This window comes from Sporosarcina soli, assembly GCF_042655805.1.
GTDB classification, from domain to species: domain Bacteria; phylum Bacillota; class Bacilli; order Bacillales_A; family Planococcaceae; genus Sporosarcina; species Sporosarcina soli.
Genome location: NZ_JBHSNO010000015.1, coordinates 1 through 17,802, shown reverse-complemented (window position 1 = coordinate 17,802; position 17,802 = coordinate 1). Strand labels below are relative to the sequence as shown.

The window sequence follows — 17,802 nt, the reverse complement described above, 5'->3', positions numbered from 1 at the left end:
GTGATGGATCTTACAACAATAGACAATCCATCTTTTTTAAAAAAGCTCGATAAAGAACAGATGCTGGAACTTGCTAAGAGTATCCGGGAGTTCCTGATTGAAAAATTGTCTGTAACAGGCGGACATATCGGACCCAATCTCGGAGTTGTTGAATTGACTATGGCTTTGCATCGCCATTTCGACAGTCCGAATGATAAAATCATTTGGGATGTCGGACATCAGGCTTATGTTCATAAAATATTGACGGGGCGCGCCGGTGATTTTGACTCGCTCAGGCAATACAAAGGGCTATGTGGATTTCCTAAAATGATTGAAAGCGAACACGATGTTTGGGAAACAGGGCATAGTTCCACTTCCTTATCTGCTGCCATGGGAATGGCAGCTGCCCGGGATATTAAAGGCGATTCGAACTATGTCATTCCGGTGATTGGTGATGGCGCACTTACGGGTGGTATGGCTTTGGAAGCTTTGAATCATATCGGTGATGCAAAAACAGATATGATTGTTGTTTTAAATGATAATGAAATGTCGATTGCACCAAACGTTGGTGCACTACATGCAGTTCTTGGTAAATTGAGAACTGCCGGTAAATACAACTCAGCTAAAGATGAGCTTGAGTACATTTTGAAAAAAATACCTGCGATCGGCGGAAAAGTGGCTTCTGCCGCGGAACGTGTCAAAGACAGCCTGAAATATTTGCTCGTCTCCGGTGTTTTCTTTGAAGAGATGGGCTTCACTTATCTCGGTCCGATCGATGGCCATGATTTCAATGACTTAGAACGGAATATCCAATATGCCAAAAAAGTGGATGGGCCGGTTTTGCTTCATGTCATTACGAAAAAAGGAAAAGGGTATCGTCCGGCTGAAAACGATAAAATCGGAACATGGCATGGAACAGGTCCTTATAAGATTGAAACGGGCGATTTTGTCAAATCCCCGTCTGTCGCTCCTTCATGGAGCGGTCTTGTAGCGGAAACCGTTCGTGAAATTGCGCGTGATGATCGCCGCATTGTTGCGATCACGCCTGCTATGCCAGTCGGATCTAAACTGGAGTCCTTTGCTGCTGAATTTCCAGATCGATTCTTTGACGTTGGTATTGCGGAGCAGCATGCGACGACAATGGCTGCGGGTTTAGCTACACAAGGTATGAAGCCGTTTCTCGCCATTTACTCGACATTTTTACAACGTGCATACGATCAAGTGCTTCATGACATTTCTAGACAGAATTTGAATGTGTTCATCGGCATTGACCGTGCGGGGCTTGTTGGGGCAGATGGAGAAACCCATCAAGGCGTTTTTGATATTGCTTTTCTTAGACATATGCCGAATATGGTCATCATGATGCCAAAAGATGAAAATGAAGGGCAGCATATGGTGAAAACAGCAATCGAATATAATGACGGTCCAATCGCTTTGCGATATCCTAGAGGGAATGGTCTCGGTGTTCCGATGGATGACCGTTTGTCACCGATTCCAATCGGGACATGGGAAGTTCTTCGTGAAGGAAAAGATGCAGCAATCCTGACATTTGGAACAACGATTCCGATGGCCCTCGAGGCTGCGGAAACTTTGTCACAAAAAGGAGTGCAAGTGAAAGTCATCAATGCTCGATTCATCAAGCCACTCGATACCAAGATGTTGGATGCGCTTTTTGCAACCGGGATGCCGATTTTGACGGTCGAAGAAGCGGTTCTTGCAGGCGGGTTCGGAAGTGCTGTTCTTGAATACGCACAAGACAGCGGTCATGTGGATATTCCTATTCACCGAATGGGTATCCCTGATTATTTCATCGAGCATGGTAGTGTAACCGAACTACTTGTAGAAATTGGCATGACAGCGGGCCATATTGTTGATCATATGGAAACGGTTGTTAAAGAGCATGCCGTGGAAAGGGAACAAGTATGACAAATCGTATTCCAAAAGAACGGGTGGATGTCCTGCTTGTTTCCCGTGGCTTGGCAGAGACAAGAGAACAGGCTAAACGGTCCATTATGGCGGGCATCGTTTATTCTGCTGAAACAAGACTCGATAAACCTGGGGAAAAAATTCCGATGGATGCTCCGCTTACCGTTAAGGGACCGACGTTGAAATACGTTAGCCGCGGAGGTCTGAAACTTGAAAAAGCCCTTGCTCAGTTCGATGTGGATGTGCGCGATAAAATCGTATTGGATATCGGGGCGTCAACGGGTGGATTCACAGATTGTGCCCTTCAAAATGGCGCATCCCATTGCTATGCCCTTGATGTCGGCTATAATCAGCTAGCGTGGAAAATTCGGCAAGATCCTCGTGTTACGGTAATGGAAAGAACCAATTTCAGACATGCAACACCAGATCTTTTTTCGGCAGGTCTTCCACAGTTTGCCACAATCGATGTCTCCTTTATCTCTTTGACGCTCATCTTACCCGCACTGAAAAAGATTTTGATGGAAAAAGGGGACGTCATTGCCCTCGTCAAGCCCCAATTCGAAGCTGGAAAAGGCAAAGTCGGGAAAAAAGGGGTCGTAAAAGAAAAATCGGTCCATCTTGAAGTATTGCAGAAAATTGCAGCTGCCTCCTTACAAGAAGGTTTCAGTTTGCAGGGAATTTCTTATTCACCTGTCACCGGCGGAGAAGGGAATATCGAATTTTTATTCCATTTAACTTCGGACAATCACCCGGAATCTGCATTTGATGTGGATGATTTTCATGGACTGATTGAGGAAGCATATGGAGAATTACTATAGCGCGCAATGATTTGCGCGTTTTTGTTGTCGGGCGTAATCTGTAGATAGGGTAATAACTCAATATCGTTTATTGGAGTGATTGGTATGAATAAAGGACAACGCCATATTCGCATTCGGGATATCATTTCAAATTTTGAAATTGAAACACAAGACCAGCTTGTCGACACGCTAAAGGCTTCGGGAGTCGCTGTGACACAGGCAACGGTATCCCGGGATATAAAAGAAATGCATTTGATCAAAGTTCCGTTAGCTGATGGGCGTTATAAGTATAGTCTTCCACAAGTCCAGAAGTACAACACGGAACAGAAGCTACATCGCATGATGACGGATGCATTTGTCAGTATCGATAGTGCCGCACACTTCATCATTTTAAAAACACTTCCTGGCAACGCGCATGCTGTCGGATCACTCATTGATAACTTGGGTTGGATTGAAATTTTAGGCACGATTTGTGGCGATGATACTTGTTTAATCATCTGTCGGGAAGAATCGCAGACAAACGAGGTAAAAGATAAATTACTCGCGATGCTTTGAAGGAGGTGACGTCAAGTGTTAAGTGAAATCTCCATTAAGAATTTCGCAATCATTGAAGAACTTGATGTGACTTTCTATGAAGGTCTCACGGTGTTAACCGGTGAAACCGGTGCAGGTAAATCGATTATTATCGACGCCGTTCAACTTTTAGCAGGTGGAAGAGGTTCTACAGAATTCATCCGCCACGGATCGAAGAAGGCAGAATTGGAAGGGTTGTTCACTATTGATGATCCATCGCATCCGTTACTTTCGAAATTGGAAGAGTTAGGGATAGAATGTGGCGAAGGGACAGTCATATTACGGCGTGATTTGAATTTGAACGGTAAAACGGTTTGCAGAATCAATGGTAAATTGGTAACGATTGCAATTTTAAGGGAAATTGGTTCGCATTTGATCGATATCCACGGTCAGCACGAAAATCAGGAATTGATGCATGAAAAACGCCATATCCATCTATTGGATCATTTTGCCGGTCCTGAGCTCGTCCGGGCATATGAGAACTATGCAGATCTATATGAGCAATATCGGAAATTGAAACAGAAAATTGAAGCTGCCGATGAAAATGAGCAACAGGTTGCACAGCGGATCGATCTGTATTCTTTCCAAATGAAAGAGATCGATGCCGCTGCACTTGTCATTGGTGAGGAAGAAGCACTTGAGGAAGAAAAGCGGAAATTGCTGAATTTCACTCGACTATACGAACGTTTAAACACAGCTTATGTTTCCATCAGCGGGGATACACATGCACTTGATTGGGTGGGAGCTGCGATGAGTGATATGGAGGATGCGGCGTCAGTTGATAGTACTTTAAAACCGCATGCTGAATCTGTTGCTACAAGCTTCTATACATTGCAGGAAACCGCGCATGAACTAAAAAGCATTTTGGATGATATGGAATTTGATCCGACTAGGTTGGAATTTGTTGAAAACCGCCTTGCTTTACATACTTCTCTCCAAAGAAAATACGGAAAAACAATTGAAGATATTTTAATTTATCGGGATAAGATTGCTGATGAGCTGGAAAGTTTATTAAGTCGGGATGAACGCCTGTCGGTGGCGCAAGAAAAACTGGATCATCTTTATCAGGATCTTCAACTTGAAGCTGCGGAATTATCGATTATTCGACAAACAACAGCGAGCCGATTAGAGCAAGCGATCATGGAACAATTAGAGCAACTTCATATGGGAAAAGCGACCTTCAAAGTTGAAATCAAACCAAAACCGGCAGGCATGTTTGATGCAAATGGTTTTGATGATGTATCTTTTCAAATTTCTACAAATGTTGGCGAACCGCTGAAACCGCTTGTGAAAGTTGCTTCAGGTGGAGAGCTTTCCAGGATTATGTTAGCGTTAAAAACAATCTTTTCGAAACATCAGGGCATCACCTCCCTCATTTTTGATGAAGTGGATACCGGCGTTAGCGGTCGTGTCGCCCAAGCGATTGCAGAGAAGATTGCGATGATTGCTACACACTCCCAGGTACTATGTATTTCCCATTTACCACAAGTCGCAGCAATGGCGGACCAGCATTATTTAATTAAAAAAAATGTTGAAGATGACAGAACGAGAACATCCATCCAGGATGTCATCGATTCGGAGCGAATTGAAGAATTATCCAGAATGTTATCGGGTGCTGAAATCACGCCATTGACATTAAAACATGCCGATGAATTATTGACATTGGCATCGGAACGAAAAAAAACATTTCGATAAGTGTGAAACGTGCATATTTTTGTGCACGTTTTTTCTAATTAGCCGTTATTGTGAGTTCCACTTTTTCTTGATTTACCCTTTCATAACATTCCTCTTATCGGACATACCATTAGTAACTTATTTCAGGGAGGTGAAACATGGAATGGAGTAGGCAATTCAAATTAGCCGTTTCGTTTTCTGTGCTTTTACTGGTCATGCCATTTACGTCAAATGCAGCGTCTGCACAAGATGATTTGCTTATTCCAATGGGACACTCAATCGGAATCAAGATGGATTTATCCGGTGTCTTCATTACAAGCGATGTCATGATCGGTAAGGATAACTGGTTGAAGGCCGGTGATTTGATCGGACAATTGGACGATGTGTCAATCGGTACATTAAAGGAATTCGAGGGTACATTATCCAAGAAGCGCGACCAAAAAGAAATCGCCTTGACTGTTGACCGCGACGGTGACAAAAACCGAATACAAACAGATGGCGAAGCGCTGAAACGTCTCCTTCCATTCCTGAAAGATCGGACGGAAGGGACGGGCACCTTGACGTATATCGATCCTGATAAAGGAACTTATGGTGCGCTAGGGCATCAAATTATCGACAGTACCTTGAAATCACCGCCATCCTTTAAAACAGGTGCCATTTATCTCTCCGAAATTGGACAGATCAAAAAAAGTACACCGGGCAATCCCGGCTATAAAATTTCAACCATCGTTGAAGACGAAGATTTTCTCGGTACGATTCAAATCAATGGAATATATGGAATATTTGGATCGTGGAATAACTCCTACAAGAAAGTGTTGGCAGAACCACTGCAGATTATGCACCCTGCTGATGTGAAAGAAGGAGCAGCAGAAATCTTTACGACGATTAAAGGGACGGAAGTTGAATCATTTACTATTGAAATTACAAAAGTGGAAAGCGAACAATTTCAAATCAGCTTGACCGATCCCAAGTTATTGGCAGCAACTGGCGGAATTTTACAAGGGATGAGTGGCAGTCCAGTTATTCAGGATGGGAAGTTCGTCGGAGCAGTGACGCATATGTATGTGGATGATCCTAAAAAAGGAGCCGCTCTTTTTTTAGAAAAGATGCGAAAAGGTGAAAAATGAGAAAATAAAGACAGGCCAATCCGTAAAACGGGTTGGCTCTTTTGCTTTAAAATGATAAACTGATGTTGAGACAAATGAAGAATTTGTGAAAAACAGTGAATTTAGTCGAAATACATAGAAATCCTATGTCAGAAGAATCATTTTCGATACATAAAAGAGGGATGTACCATAATTCGTCGAAAATTTCCTTTGTGCAATTTTGGAGAAAGTTGCTATTGTTTCGAAGAATAGATGCATTACAAATGTTCATGAGGGGGAATGGGAATGGATAAGCTGAAAATTGCGATTGCTGATGATAATAAGGAATTGGTGCGAACGATGATTTCGTATTTTGAGAAGCATCCTGAAGTGGAAATTATTTGGACAGCACATAATGGAAAAGTTTGTTTGTCGATGTTGGAGGAACAAAAGCCGGATGTGCTGTTGCTCGACATTATTATGCCGCATCTTGACGGGATAGCTGTGTTGGAGACATTAAATGCGACTGCACAGACAGCCGACTTGCATATCATCATGCTAACGGCATTCGGACAGGAAGATGTCATGACGCAAGCAGCGAGTCTCGGCGCATCCTATTTCATGTTAAAGCCGTTTGAATTTGAACGGCTAGCCAATCAGATTTTCCAAGTAGCGGGAACGAGAAAACCGGTTTCGCCGATTGCCAAGCAAACGGAAGCGCTTCCGGCAGAAGGGGTCAGCCAAAAAGTGTTGGATACAACCATTACAGCCATTATAAAAGAGATTGGTGTACCCGCGCATATTAAAGGATACGCATTTCTCCGGGAAGCCATCCAGATGGTTTACACGGATGTCGATCTACTTGGTTCTGTCACGAAAGTTCTCTATCCAGAAATCGCCGAAAAATACAATACAACTTCTTCACGTGTCGAACGGGCGATTCGCCACGCAATTGAAGTCGCGTGGAATCGGGGCAATTACGACGTAATTTCCAAAATGTTCGGGTATACGGTGCATCATTTGAAAAGTAAACCTACAAATAGTGAATTCATTGCGATGATCGCTGACAAGATCCGCTTGGAGCATATGGCGAGTTAAGTGATAATGGATGATGGCACTTTAACCAAATGATAAACAAACGAATTTATAGCACTTATCCTTATACGACAATTTCAAATCTTATAAACGCATATTCAAAGCCGATGAATAGTTGCATTCATTGGTTTTTTCTGTAGAAAGGAATTAAATCATGAAGGGCATGCCTGCGTACTAAAGCTACGGCAATGGGGAGTTCTTTTTCTTAATATAGAGGAATTCCCATTCAATTTGTAGGAAATGCTCTATAATGGGTGAGGGATGAAAGGAGTAAAAGAGGATGCTTATTCAAAATGATTATTTTGATTTATTCGTTCAGGAAGAAAACGTTATATTGCGATTAAAACAGATTGGCTACCCTTTAAAAGCATTTGAGGCAATAACTCGTGAGCTTCCACGATTGAAAATTAGCTCGTTTACGGCTTTGAGAAAATCGTTAACCGAACAGGGGCAAGAGCATAACATAGGAACTTGGTTACCGGCTATCGAAGTTTCAATTTCAAGCGATCGGATGACTGCACAGCTTTACTTTAATATGACCGAAAAGCACTTCGAAGAAAATAAGCAGCAAATTTTATCAGAAGCCGAGCAATTATTAAATCATGTAGGTGTCATACATGGGCGGAAGTCATTACAAAATCTCACGTTGAAATCTCGAGAACCGATTCTCGCGGCTACTGGAACGGAACCTGTGAAAGGCGCGGACGCGATCATCACCTATATGGATATTCCACAGCGAAAACCGGTTATTCGAGAAGATGGTTCCGCCAATTATTATGAGATGAATTTTGTGACCCCTGTGACAAAAGGGGATTGGCTCGGAGAGAAAATACCTCCACAAGAAGGCATAGACGGAAAGGATGTATTGGGAAACAGTATTACTGCCTCGAGAGGTGAAGATGCTAAATTGTCATTTGACCGTAAATCAGTCAGTGAAGCGTGGGAACAGGATCGTTTTGTCCTACGGGCTTCCCATGGCGGCGCGCTGGAGTGGTCGGACGGTCAAATTTGTGTGGGAAAGCAGCTTATCATCGATGGAGATGTAGGTCCAGAGACGGGATCGATTACATTCGATGGAGCGGTAACTGTATACGGAACAGTTCTTGATAGCTATTCTGTCCATGCGACCGGCGATATTTCAATCGAGGGGAACGAAGGGATTACGAATGCGAAGGAAATTCAGTCATTGGAAGGTGACGTTTACATAAAAGGGGGCATCTTTGGCGGTGGTGAGACGATAGTCGAGGCAAAAGGCCAGATTTTCATTAAGCACGCAAATAATTGCAAACTGTATGGGAAAGAAATTCATGTGGGCTTCTATTTACTTGGAACAGAGATCATTGCTGAGCGCGTTTTGGTTGATCAAAATAAAGGGAAAATCATCGGTGGAAAGATTGAAGCGCTTTCTCGCATTGAATGTGCCTACGCAGGCAATCAGCATGAACGAACGACAGTTCTCTGCGCCGAGGGGATAGATAAAGACGCAATCTACAAGCAAATACAAGCGAAGGCCATGGAGTTGAAGGAACACCAACAAACGATTGCTAAACTGGAACAGCATGCCATGCATTTTACCAAAGTGTCAGTCGGCGGATCAGGAGTGGAAGCGGTTACACTGAACAAAACAAATGATACGATCAAAGCTTATGAAGAAGAGATCCAAAAGTTGGATAAGGAAATCCAACTTGGTCTCCAAAAGATTAAAACAGCCGTTTCAGCTGAAATCGAGGTGACGAAACAAGCGTTTCCGGGAGTGGTCATTCAAATAGGCTCTAAGACGTCTACCTTGCATGAGCCAACAAAAGGGCGCTTTGCGCTAGTAGAGGGTGTGCTGAATGTCTAGAAAGCTTGACTTCCGACGTCATCGATGAAAAAAAGGGCTAAGACGCTAAAGTCTTGGCCCTTTTATTTTTGTTTGAATCGTTCTTGTACCCGTTGATTTTTCCGGTCGCGTCTTAAGAGAAACCCGGCGAAAAAGCCTAGACCTGCCGCAAACAATAGCAACCCAACGATGAATTGTAGCCAAATGAATGGAAACGGTTTAAATAAAATTCCGAATATCGAGTCTCTCATTAACTTAATGCCACCTGCTGCAAAAAGTCCTGGTATGAGCAAGACGATAAATGCTGCTAGACGAGCCATATTTGACCACTCCTTACCGAATTCAATTTTACCTATTCGTGTTTTATTGTCAAGACCTCTGCTTTCGTGTATGATGAATTTGTAATTGCAAAACATTGCATGATGTAAAAGAGGAGAATGAATATCCTTGCAAAACGTTCTTATCGTTGGAGCGGGGACAGGCGGATCAATCATTCTGGACCTTCTCCAAAATGTGGATTTTATGAAAGTGAAAGCGATTATCGACGTGGATGAAAATGCACCGGGTGTTCAACTTGCAAAAGACCTCGGTGTCAGTCATGGTGCTGAATGGAGAAGCTGGTTAACAGAAGATTTACATATCATTTTCGATGTAACCGGGAACAGCTCTGTCTTTGCCGAATTGTTGGAAGCGAGACCTGCGCATACAGTTCTCGTACCGGGGTCTGTCGCAAATCTTCTCATTCAATTATTACAGGAGAATGCTAGACATCTCGAACGTATCCAAACTGAAATGCATAGACAGCGGATGATTTTTGACTCCATCGAGGAAGGTATGGTTGGCATCAACGAAAAAGGGTATGTCGATTTCATCAACAAGAGCGCGTGTAAGATGGTCGGCTATCCGATTGATGAGGCATTAGGTAAACCGATAAGAGAAGTCATTCCATCTTCTGAACTTCCACGTGTATTTATCACGGGCCGATCTGAAGTAAACAAGGAATTAGTTCTTGCCAATGGATTGAAGATTATGACTTCCCGTTTTCCACTTTATAATTCGGAAGGTCAAAAGGTAGGGGCTTTCGCCGTTTTCAAAGATATATCGGAAGTCGTGGCGTTAGCGGAAGAAATTACGGAAATGCGCAGTCTGATTAAGGAACTGGAAAGCGCGAGGATCATTATACGGAAACTGGAAGCGACCTATACATTCGACGACATCATCGGTCATTCAGCTGAAATGGAAATTTCAATCGCCCAGGCGAAAGTCGCCAGTCGATCTGATATCCCTGTACTCCTTCGCGGAGAATCCGGAACGGGGAAGGAATTATATGCACATGCGATTCATAGTAGCAGCAAACGCCGCTTTAAACCTTTCATCCGTGTCAATTGTGCGTCGCTAGATCCAATCACTGCAGAAGATCAATTATTTGGGCAAGTACAACCAATGGGTGTATTGAAAAGCAAAAAAAGCCTTTTCGAAGAAGCGGAGCAAGGTACACTGTTTATTGATGAGGTTGCGGATTTATCGCTTGCTATTCAGCAAAAGCTCCTCCATTATTTAACGGATGGAATGATCCATCGCAAAGGGGATAGCCAACCAATTCGACTTTCAGTCCGCCTCATTACTGCAACGAGTAAAAACTTAGAAAAGGCTATGAGCGAAGGGACCTTTTTGGAAGAATTGTATTATGTGCTGAACCGCATCGCGATTCAAATTGCACCACTCCGCTCAAGGAAGGAAGACATTCCGTCCATTGTCAGCCATTTGCTTGTCAAATTGAACCGAGAGTTAGGCATGAATACCGTTCAAATCGAAAATGCGGCGCTGGAAAGACTGATGCAATACGATTGGCCGGGAAATGTAAGGGAATTGGAAAATGTCTTGGGGCGAGCGATGATCTATATGGATGCGGGGGAAGCAATCATCGGTCAGGAGGAAGTGGATAAATCGCTTTCCTCGAGGGAATATAAAGATGTTGAACAGTTGCTTTCTGAAAAAAGTACACTCGCGTCCATGATGGAAGAACATGAAAAAGAGATCCTTGAGACGGCCCTTCGTGAAAATAAAGGCAATAAATCATTGACAGCCAATCGGCTCGGAATTTCGCTTCGGTCCTTGTATTATAAACTTGAAAAATATAGTCTGATTTAGAAGGAATTTTTACGGAGGAGTAGTGCCAATAACCACACTCGATCGACTTGTCGAAAAGGCGATAACTCCTCTGTTGAATGAAGATAAAAACAACAGACAATCCAAGGAGGATATAAAAATGGAAATTTTCAAATATATGGAGAACCAGGATTATGAGCAACTTGTTATTTGTCAAGATAAAGCATCAGGATTGAAAGCGATCATTGCAATTCACGACACGACGCTTGGACCAGCGCTTGGCGGAACGCGCATGTGGACGTATGCAAGTGAGGATGAGGCGATTGAGGATGCGCTTCGCTTAGCGCGGGGGATGACATACAAAAACGCTGCAGCAGGCCTCAATTTAGGCGGCGGAAAAACTGTTATCATTGGTGATCCACGGAAAGATAAAAATGACGAAATGTTCCGTGCGTTTGGTCGCTATATCGAAGGGTTGAACGGACGCTATATTACAGCGGAAGATGTAGGGACGACGGAAGCGGATATGGATTTGATCCATCTAGAAACAGATTACGTCACGGGCACTTCCAGTGGGGCCGGTTCATCAGGAAATCCTTCACCTGTCACGGCTTTCGGTATTTATCAAGGCATGAAAGCAGCAGCTAAAGAAGCATTTGGCGATGCTTCATTAGCGGGTAAAACGGTAGCGGTACAAGGAGTGGGCAATGTCGCTTTTGCACTTTGTCAGTATTTGCATGATGAAGGGGCAAAGCTGATCGTAACCGATATTAGCGAGGAGGCCGTTCAACGTGCAGTCGATGCATTCGGTGCGACAGCAGTCGGCATTAACGACATTTATGGGCAAGAAGCGGATATTTTCGCGCCTTGTGCACTAGGGGCAATTATTAACGATGAAACGATTCCTCAATTCAAAGCAAAGGTGATTGCAGGGTCTGCCAACAACCAACTGAAAAATCCAGAGCATGGAGACCGCATTCACGAAATGGGCATCGTTTACGCCCCCGATTATGTCATCAACTCAGGTGGGGTCATCAATGTTGCCGACGAATTGGCCGGCTATAATCATGACCGTGCGATGAAACGTGTCGCAGGCATTTACGATACGATTAGTAAAATATTTGAAATCTCAAAACGTGACAATATCCCGTCTTATGTTGCAGCGGATCGTTTGGCTGAAGAACGGATTGCACGTGTGGCAAAATCCCGCAGTCAATTTTTACAAACTGAAAAAAGTGTTTTATCAAAGCGTTAAGCAAGCTGCCATCCTTGAAACGCTCCGAAAAGAGGGGGATAGGCATATGGGCAATGAGTTCGTGAAAACCATTACGACGCGCGTGGGTTGGATTGCGGAAATGATTGTCTATCCCGGTGATGATGAATTGCAAGCACTTGCAGAAGGAGCTATTCGCATCCTATCTGAAGAAAGGCTCGCCAAATATTAACCGTCCTAACGGGGCGTTGGGAAGGAGGCCATTTTATTGGCACGAGAATATGATATTGTTATAGTAGGTGGCGGGACCGGTGGCTATGTTGCAGCAATCCGGGCTGCCCAATTAGGATTGAAAACAGCGCTTGTCGAAAAGGGAAAGCTTGGAGGAACATGTTTGCACAAAGGGTGTATTCCGAGTAAAGCTCTGCTAAAAAGTGCAGAAGTATTCGATATGGCGAAAAATAAAATGGCAGATTTCGGTGTTGACGCACCAACAGTGACCGTCGATTTCACACGTGTTCAAGAGCGAAAAGATAAAATTGTCAATCAATTGCATAACGGTGTGAACGCACTGATAAAAAAAGGGAAAATAGATGTGTTTGAAGGGGTCGGCAGAATGCTTGGTCCATCTATTTTCTCACCGATGCCAGGCACTATTTCTGTGGAAATGAACAACGGTGCTGAAAATGAAATGCTTGTCTTAAAAAACTTGATCATCGCAACGGGGTCGAGACCGCGTACTTTACCAGGTCTGGATATTGATGAGACGCAGGTTCTGTCTTCAGACGGGGCGTTATCGATGGAAACACTCCCGCAATCGATCCTCATTGTTGGTGGCGGAGTCATCGGTATCGAATGGGCATCCATGCTGAATGATTTTGGGGTTGATGTGACCGTGTTGGAATATGCAGATCGGATACTGCCGACAGAAGACGAAGACCTATCCAAAGAAATGAAAAAGCTTTTGACGAAAAAAGGCATTACATTTGCAGTCAATGCGAAAGTCCTCTCAGAAACACTGATGAAAACAGATCGGTCTGTAACGGTATCAGCGGAGATTGACGGGGTGAAAAAGAAATTCACTGCGGAAAAAATGCTTGTATCGGTCGGTCGCCAAGCAAATATTGAAGGAATCGGTCTAGATAATACAGAAATTGAAATTGAAAATGGTTATCTTAAAACAGGACCGACATACCAAACGAAAGAACAGCATATTTATGCGATCGGTGATGTGATCGGCGGACTGCAATTAGCACACGTTGCATCACATGAAGGAATCGCCGCAGTTGAACATATTGCAGGACTGAAAAACGAACCATTGGACTACACGAAAATTTCCCGTTGTATCTATTCGAGTCCCGAAGCTTCGAGCGTTGGACTCTCAGAAAAGCAGGCAAAAGAACAAGGATTTGATGTGAAAGTCGGGAAGTTTCCGTTTAGCGCTATCGGTAAGGCGCTCGTCAATGGCAACTCGGATGGTTTTGTAAAGATTGTTGCTGACCGGCAAACCGAAGATATTCTTGGGGTTCATATGATTGGCGCACAAGTCACTGATCTAATTTCAGAGGCGGGGATTGCCATGGTACTCAATGCGACGCCATGGGAAGTGGCAAACACAATCCATCCGCACCCATCCCTTTCAGAAGTAATAGGGGAAGCTGCTTTAGCTGTTGATGGCAAAGCGATCCATATGTAAAAAAGGGGGACTATTGAGATGACTAAAAATCGTCATGAAGCGCTAGGATTGACAAACGAAGATGTATTGAAGATTTATGAAACGATGTTGATGGCCCGTCGGATCGATGAACGGATGTGGCTGTTAAACCGTGCAGGGAAGGTACCTTTTGTCGTCTCCTGCCAAGGACAAGAAGCGGCGCAAGCGGGTGCAGCATATGCACTTGATAATGAGAAAGATTGGATTGCGCCTTACTATCGCGACATGGCGGTTGTGTTGCAATTCGGAATCACCCCGAAAGACTTGATGCTTTCCGTCTTTGCGAAAGCGGAAGATCCAAACTCGGGTGGTCGTCAGATGCCAGGGCATTTCGGTAAACGAGAAAATCGGATCTTAACAGGATCCTCTCCGGTTACGACGCAATTGCCTCACGCAGTCGGTGTCGCACTTGCAGCGAAGATGAAAGAAGAGGATTTCATCACATTCGTGACACTCGGTGAAGGGTCATCCAACCAAGGCGATTTTCATGAAGGCATGAATTTCGCGGGTGTCCATAAATTACCGACGGTTGTAATGGTTGAAAACAATAAATATGCCATTTCGGTACCAGTAGAAAAACAACTTGCTTGTGAAAAAGTGTCCGATCGTGCCGTCGGTTATGGTATGCCAGGGGTTACAGTGGATGGGACTGATCCGCTTGAAGTATACAAAGTCGTGAAAGAAGCGGCAGATCGTGCAAGGCGGGGAGAAGGACCGAGCCTCATCGAAACGATCTGTTACCGTCTGACCGCTCATTCATCGGATGATGATCATCGCCTGTACCGGGATGCGGACGAATTGGAAAGAGAAAAGAAAATGGATCCGCTTCCGAAGTTTTCCACCTATTTAAAAGAAGTCGGGGTATTAACGGAAGAAATGGAAATAGAACTAGAAGAACGTATTATGAAAGAAGTGGATGAAGCGACAGACTACGCTGAAAATGCGCCTTATGCCGAACCGGAATCTGCACTGCGCTATGTCTATGCTGAAGATGGGGGGAACGAATAATGCCGGTCATTTCTTATATCGATGCGATTACAATGGCGATGAGGGAAGAAATGGAACGAGACGATCGTGTTTTCGTGCTAGGGGAAGATGTCGGTCGTAAAGGTGGCGTTTTCAAAGCGACGGCCGGTCTTTACGAGCAGTTCGGCGATTACCGTGCGCTCGATACGCCACTCGCTGAGTCTGCCATCGCTGGTGTGGGAATCGGGGCGGCGATGTATGGGCTGCGTCCGATTGCAGAAATGCAATTTGCTGATTTCATCATGCCTGCTGTCAATCAAATCGTTTCGGAAGCGGCTAAGATACGCTATCGTTCCAATAATGATTGGTCTTGTCCGATCGTCATTCGTGCACCATTTGGAGGCGGTATTCATGGTGCTCTTTATCATTCACAATCCGTGGAAGCGATGTTCGCGGGCACACCTGGTTTGAAAGTGGTCATTCCATCAACGCCATACGACGCAAAAGGATTATTGAAGGCGGCAATACGCGATGAAGATCCGGTATTGTTCTTTGAGCATAAGCGGGCTTATCGTCTCATTAAAGGTGAAGTGCCGGATAGCGATTATGTCTTGCCGATCGGAAAAGCGGATGTGAAGCGCGTTGGCGATGATATCACGATTATCACATATGGCCTTTGTGTCCACTTTGCACTTCAAGCAGCCGAACGTCTTGCCCAAGATGGAATATCTACTCATATTCTCGATTTGCGGACGATTTATCCGCTTGATAAGAATGCGATTATCGAAGCTGCTTCCAAGACGGGGAAAGTTTTGTTAGTTACGGAAGATAACCAAGAAGGAAGCATTTTGGGTGAAGTAGCGGCCATCATCGCTGAAAATTGCTTGTTCGAACTCGATGCTCCGATAAAACGTTTAGCGGGACCTGATATCCCTGCCATGCCTTATGCACCGACAATGGAGAAGTTTTTCATGGTCAATCCTGACAAAGTCGAGAAAGCGGCACGTGAACTCGCTGAATTTTAACGTTATATGAAAGGAGATCGAGCAATTGGCTATTGAAAATATCACGATGCCGCAACTCGGCGAAAGTGTGACAGAAGGTACGATCGAAAGATGGCTTGTCAAACCAGGCGATACGGTGAATAAATATGACCCGCTTGCAGAAATAAATACGGATAAGGTCACAGCAGAGATTCCATCTTCATACTCCGGTACCATTAAGGATATAATTGCGCAGGTAGGCGAGACGCTCGCAGTTGGTGAAAAAATTTGTACAATCGAAACGGAAGACAGCAGTGCAGAAACATCAGCGGCAAAAGCCGTAGCGGCTCCCGTGACGGAAGCATTCGAAAAAGTACCATCCACAACAAGCATTGCAAAACCATCTGCGTCTTCACTACTTGAAAAAGGGAAGGCGGCGGGGCGTTATTCGCCAGCTGTCCTCCGTTTGGCGCAGGATCATGCCATCGATTTGCAGCTTGTGGAAGGGACGGGGAAAGGCGGTCGCATTACGCGGAAAGACTTGCTGGCGTTGATTGAGACTGGGAATATTCCTTCTGCCCCGACCCCGTCTGTATCAGCCCCACAGGTGCCTATAGATTCAGCATCTCCCACGAAGCCAGTTAATCCTGTCGATGTGCCTGTTGCAGTGGGGGATATCGAGATACCGATAACAGGGGTACGCCGTGCGATCGCTAGCAATTTGTTGCGTTCGAAACACGAGGTACCTCATGCTTGGATGATGATTGAAGTCGATGTGACGAATCTTGTTCAATACCGTGACGCATTGAAAGATGACTTCAAAAAGAAGGAAGGCTTCAATTTGACTTACTTCGCTTTCTTTGTAAAAGCGGTTTCCCAAGCATTGAAAGAATTTCCGATGATAAATTCGACGTGGGCTGGAGACAAGATTATCCTGAAAAAAGACATCCATATTTCTATTGCAGTGGCGGCGGAGGATGCTCTTTACGTTCCCGTCATCCGCCATGCTGATGAAAAAACAATCAAAGGAATTGGGCGTGAAGTGCAGGAACTGGCGACGAAAGTGCGTTCAGGTAAGTTGAATGCATCCGAGATGAAAGGCGGTACGTTCACGGTGAATAATACCGGCGCATTCGGCTCGGTTCAATCGATGGGGATCATTAATCACCCACAAGCAGGAATCCTTCAAGTGGAGTCGATTGTTAAACGCCCTGTTATCATGCCGGGTGGTATGATTGCTGCACGTGATATGGTAAACCTATGCTTATCGATTGACCATCGTATACTTGACGGGCTTGACGGCGGTCGATTCCTTGCACGTGTGAAAGAAATTTTAGAAAACATATCAGCGGACAATACATCGGTTTACTGATTAAATGCCCAAATTTACTAACACAGAACAGCTTTGAAATCCTAAGTTCTGAATAACAAAAAGAGCCTACTACCGTTGTAAACTGTACCCCTTGTAAAGGACATTTTAAAAAGCCTAGGCAGTATTAAGAAGATGATCTCTGTATTGAACAGGGGTCATCTTTTTTAAATCCCACTGATATCTATAATTGTTGTAATACCTCATGTAGTCTCTAACTTCCCGTTTAAGTTCGTCAAGGGTTTCACATGTCTTTATATATGCCTCATCCTTAAAATGCCCAAAGAAAGACTCCTGCGGTGCATTATCCCAACAGTTGCCCCTTCGGGACATTGATTGACCCAATTTATACTTCTTGACCAATTTTTGATACACAGGACTAGTGTAGTGACTCCCTTGGTCAGAATGGATAAAGGCACCTTCAGCCGATTTGATCTTTTTATTCTTCTTTAGGCTCTTTAGTGTGTCGGTTGCGATGTCAAGTGTTATCCGATCCG

At 44.3% G+C, this 17,802-nt stretch carries 15 protein-coding genes and 2 pseudogenes; 15 read left to right on the top strand and 2 right to left on the bottom strand.

Annotated elements, in window-relative coordinates:
- Positions 1–3: 3 nt before the first annotated feature.
- From dxs to ACFPRA_RS18950, 7 genes are all read left to right on the top strand, one after another.
- Positions 4–1,905, top strand: coding sequence for a 1-deoxy-D-xylulose-5-phosphate synthase (dxs, locus tag ACFPRA_RS18980; RefSeq protein WP_381438170.1), 1,902 nt, complete (start codon positions 4–6; stop codon positions 1,903–1,905).
- Positions 1,902–2,723, top strand: a complete 822-nt coding sequence (locus ACFPRA_RS18975) for a TlyA family RNA methyltransferase (RefSeq protein WP_381438167.1) — start codon at positions 1,902–1,904, stop codon at positions 2,721–2,723. Before dxs ends, ACFPRA_RS18975 begins: the two co-directional genes overlap by 4 nt.
- An 84-nt stretch (positions 2,724–2,807) precedes the next feature.
- On the top strand, positions 2,808–3,257 hold the full coding sequence (gene ahrC, locus ACFPRA_RS18970) for a transcriptional regulator AhrC/ArgR (protein ID WP_239391362.1): 450 nt from the start codon (positions 2,808–2,810) through the stop codon (positions 3,255–3,257).
- 15 nt (positions 3,258–3,272) lie between these two features.
- Positions 3,273–4,970, top strand: a complete 1,698-nt coding sequence (gene recN, locus ACFPRA_RS18965) for a DNA repair protein RecN (protein ID WP_381438164.1) — start codon at positions 3,273–3,275, stop codon at positions 4,968–4,970.
- Between the two features lie 137 nt (positions 4,971–5,107).
- On the top strand, positions 5,108–6,076 hold the full coding sequence (locus tag ACFPRA_RS18960; RefSeq protein ID WP_381438162.1) for a SpoIVB peptidase S55 domain-containing protein: 969 nt from the start codon (positions 5,108–5,110) through the stop codon (positions 6,074–6,076).
- Positions 6,077–6,340: 264 nt separating this feature from the next.
- Positions 6,341–7,132, top strand: a complete 792-nt coding sequence (spo0A, locus tag ACFPRA_RS18955) for a sporulation transcription factor Spo0A (protein ID WP_381438160.1) — start codon at positions 6,341–6,343, stop codon at positions 7,130–7,132.
- Positions 7,133–7,409: 277 nt separating this feature from the next.
- Positions 7,410–8,972 carry a DUF342 domain-containing protein gene (locus ACFPRA_RS18950; protein WP_381438157.1) on the top strand — a complete coding sequence of 521 codons (1,563 nt, stop codon included), beginning with the start codon at positions 7,410–7,412 and terminating at the stop codon, positions 8,970–8,972.
- Between the two features lie 62 nt (positions 8,973–9,034).
- Here the strand turns inward: ACFPRA_RS18950 and ACFPRA_RS18945 are convergent, their stop codons facing one another.
- Positions 9,035–9,271: a DUF2627 domain-containing protein gene (locus ACFPRA_RS18945; protein WP_381438155.1), complete on the bottom strand. Its 237-nt coding sequence runs from the start codon at positions 9,269–9,271 to the stop codon at positions 9,035–9,037.
- Between the two features lie 127 nt (positions 9,272–9,398).
- On the opposite strand from ACFPRA_RS18945, the gene ACFPRA_RS18940 reads away from it, so the two are divergent.
- From ACFPRA_RS18940 to ACFPRA_RS18905, 8 genes and pseudogenes are all read left to right on the top strand, one after another.
- Positions 9,399–11,102 (top strand): sigma 54-interacting transcriptional regulator, encoded by a 1,704-nt coding sequence (locus ACFPRA_RS18940; protein WP_381438153.1) that lies wholly within the window; start codon positions 9,399–9,401, stop codon positions 11,100–11,102.
- 118 nt (positions 11,103–11,220) lie between these two features.
- Complete coding sequence (locus ACFPRA_RS18935; protein WP_381438150.1) at positions 11,221–12,315, top strand: Leu/Phe/Val dehydrogenase; 1,095 nt, start codon at positions 11,221–11,223, stop codon at positions 12,313–12,315.
- A 46-nt stretch (positions 12,316–12,361) separates the two neighbouring features.
- Positions 12,362–12,505: a hypothetical protein gene (locus tag ACFPRA_RS18930; RefSeq protein ID WP_381438147.1), complete on the top strand. Its 144-nt coding sequence runs from the start codon at positions 12,362–12,364 to the stop codon at positions 12,503–12,505.
- Positions 12,506–12,541: 36 nt separating this feature from the next.
- Complete coding sequence (gene lpdA / locus ACFPRA_RS18925; RefSeq protein WP_381438145.1) at positions 12,542–13,969, top strand: dihydrolipoyl dehydrogenase; 1,428 nt, start codon at positions 12,542–12,544, stop codon at positions 13,967–13,969.
- A gap of 18 nt (positions 13,970–13,987) precedes the next feature.
- On the top strand, positions 13,988–14,995 hold the full coding sequence (locus ACFPRA_RS18920; RefSeq protein ID WP_381438142.1) for a thiamine pyrophosphate-dependent dehydrogenase E1 component subunit alpha: 1,008 nt from the start codon (positions 13,988–13,990) through the stop codon (positions 14,993–14,995).
- Positions 14,995–15,978, top strand: a complete 984-nt coding sequence (locus tag ACFPRA_RS18915; protein ID WP_381438139.1) for an alpha-ketoacid dehydrogenase subunit beta — start codon at positions 14,995–14,997, stop codon at positions 15,976–15,978. The genes ACFPRA_RS18920 and ACFPRA_RS18915 overlap by 1 nt, the downstream gene beginning before the upstream one ends.
- Before the next feature lie 46 nt (positions 15,979–16,024).
- Positions 16,025–16,174, top strand: a pseudogene (locus ACFPRA_RS18910) (biotin/lipoyl-containing protein); the annotation flags it as partial.
- 204 nt (positions 16,175–16,378) lie between these two features.
- Positions 16,379–17,308, top strand: a pseudogene (locus ACFPRA_RS18905) (dihydrolipoamide acetyltransferase family protein); the annotation flags it as partial.
- 114 nt (positions 17,309–17,422) lie between these two features.
- On the opposite strand, the gene ACFPRA_RS18900 reads toward ACFPRA_RS18905, so the two are convergent.
- Positions 17,423–17,802, bottom strand: a 380-nt coding sequence (locus tag ACFPRA_RS18900; RefSeq protein WP_381438136.1) for an IS3 family transposase, incomplete at its 5' end; no start/stop codon positions are given.

Coding starts and splice junctions, on each gene's coding strand:
- dxs (WP_381438170.1), top strand. CDS start 4: ATGGATCTTACAACAATAGACAATCCATCTTTTTTAAAAAAGCTCGAT.
- ACFPRA_RS18975 (WP_381438167.1), top strand. CDS start 1,902: ATGACAAATCGTATTCCAAAAGAACGGGTGGATGTCCTGCTTGTTTCC.
- ahrC (WP_239391362.1), top strand. CDS start 2,808: ATGAATAAAGGACAACGCCATATTCGCATTCGGGATATCATTTCAAAT.
- ACFPRA_RS18960 (WP_381438162.1), top strand. CDS start 5,108: ATGGAATGGAGTAGGCAATTCAAATTAGCCGTTTCGTTTTCTGTGCTT.
- spo0A (WP_381438160.1), top strand. CDS start 6,341: ATGGATAAGCTGAAAATTGCGATTGCTGATGATAATAAGGAATTGGTG.
- ACFPRA_RS18950 (WP_381438157.1), top strand. CDS start 7,410: ATGCTTATTCAAAATGATTATTTTGATTTATTCGTTCAGGAAGAAAAC.
- ACFPRA_RS18945 (WP_381438155.1), bottom strand. CDS start 9,271: ATGGCTCGTCTAGCAGCATTTATCGTCTTGCTCATACCAGGACTTTTT.
- ACFPRA_RS18935 (WP_381438150.1), top strand. CDS start 11,221: ATGGAAATTTTCAAATATATGGAGAACCAGGATTATGAGCAACTTGTT.
- ACFPRA_RS18930 (WP_381438147.1), top strand. CDS start 12,362: ATGGGCAATGAGTTCGTGAAAACCATTACGACGCGCGTGGGTTGGATT.
- ACFPRA_RS18920 (WP_381438142.1), top strand. CDS start 13,988: ATGACTAAAAATCGTCATGAAGCGCTAGGATTGACAAACGAAGATGTA.
- ACFPRA_RS18915 (WP_381438139.1), top strand. CDS start 14,995: ATGCCGGTCATTTCTTATATCGATGCGATTACAATGGCGATGAGGGAA.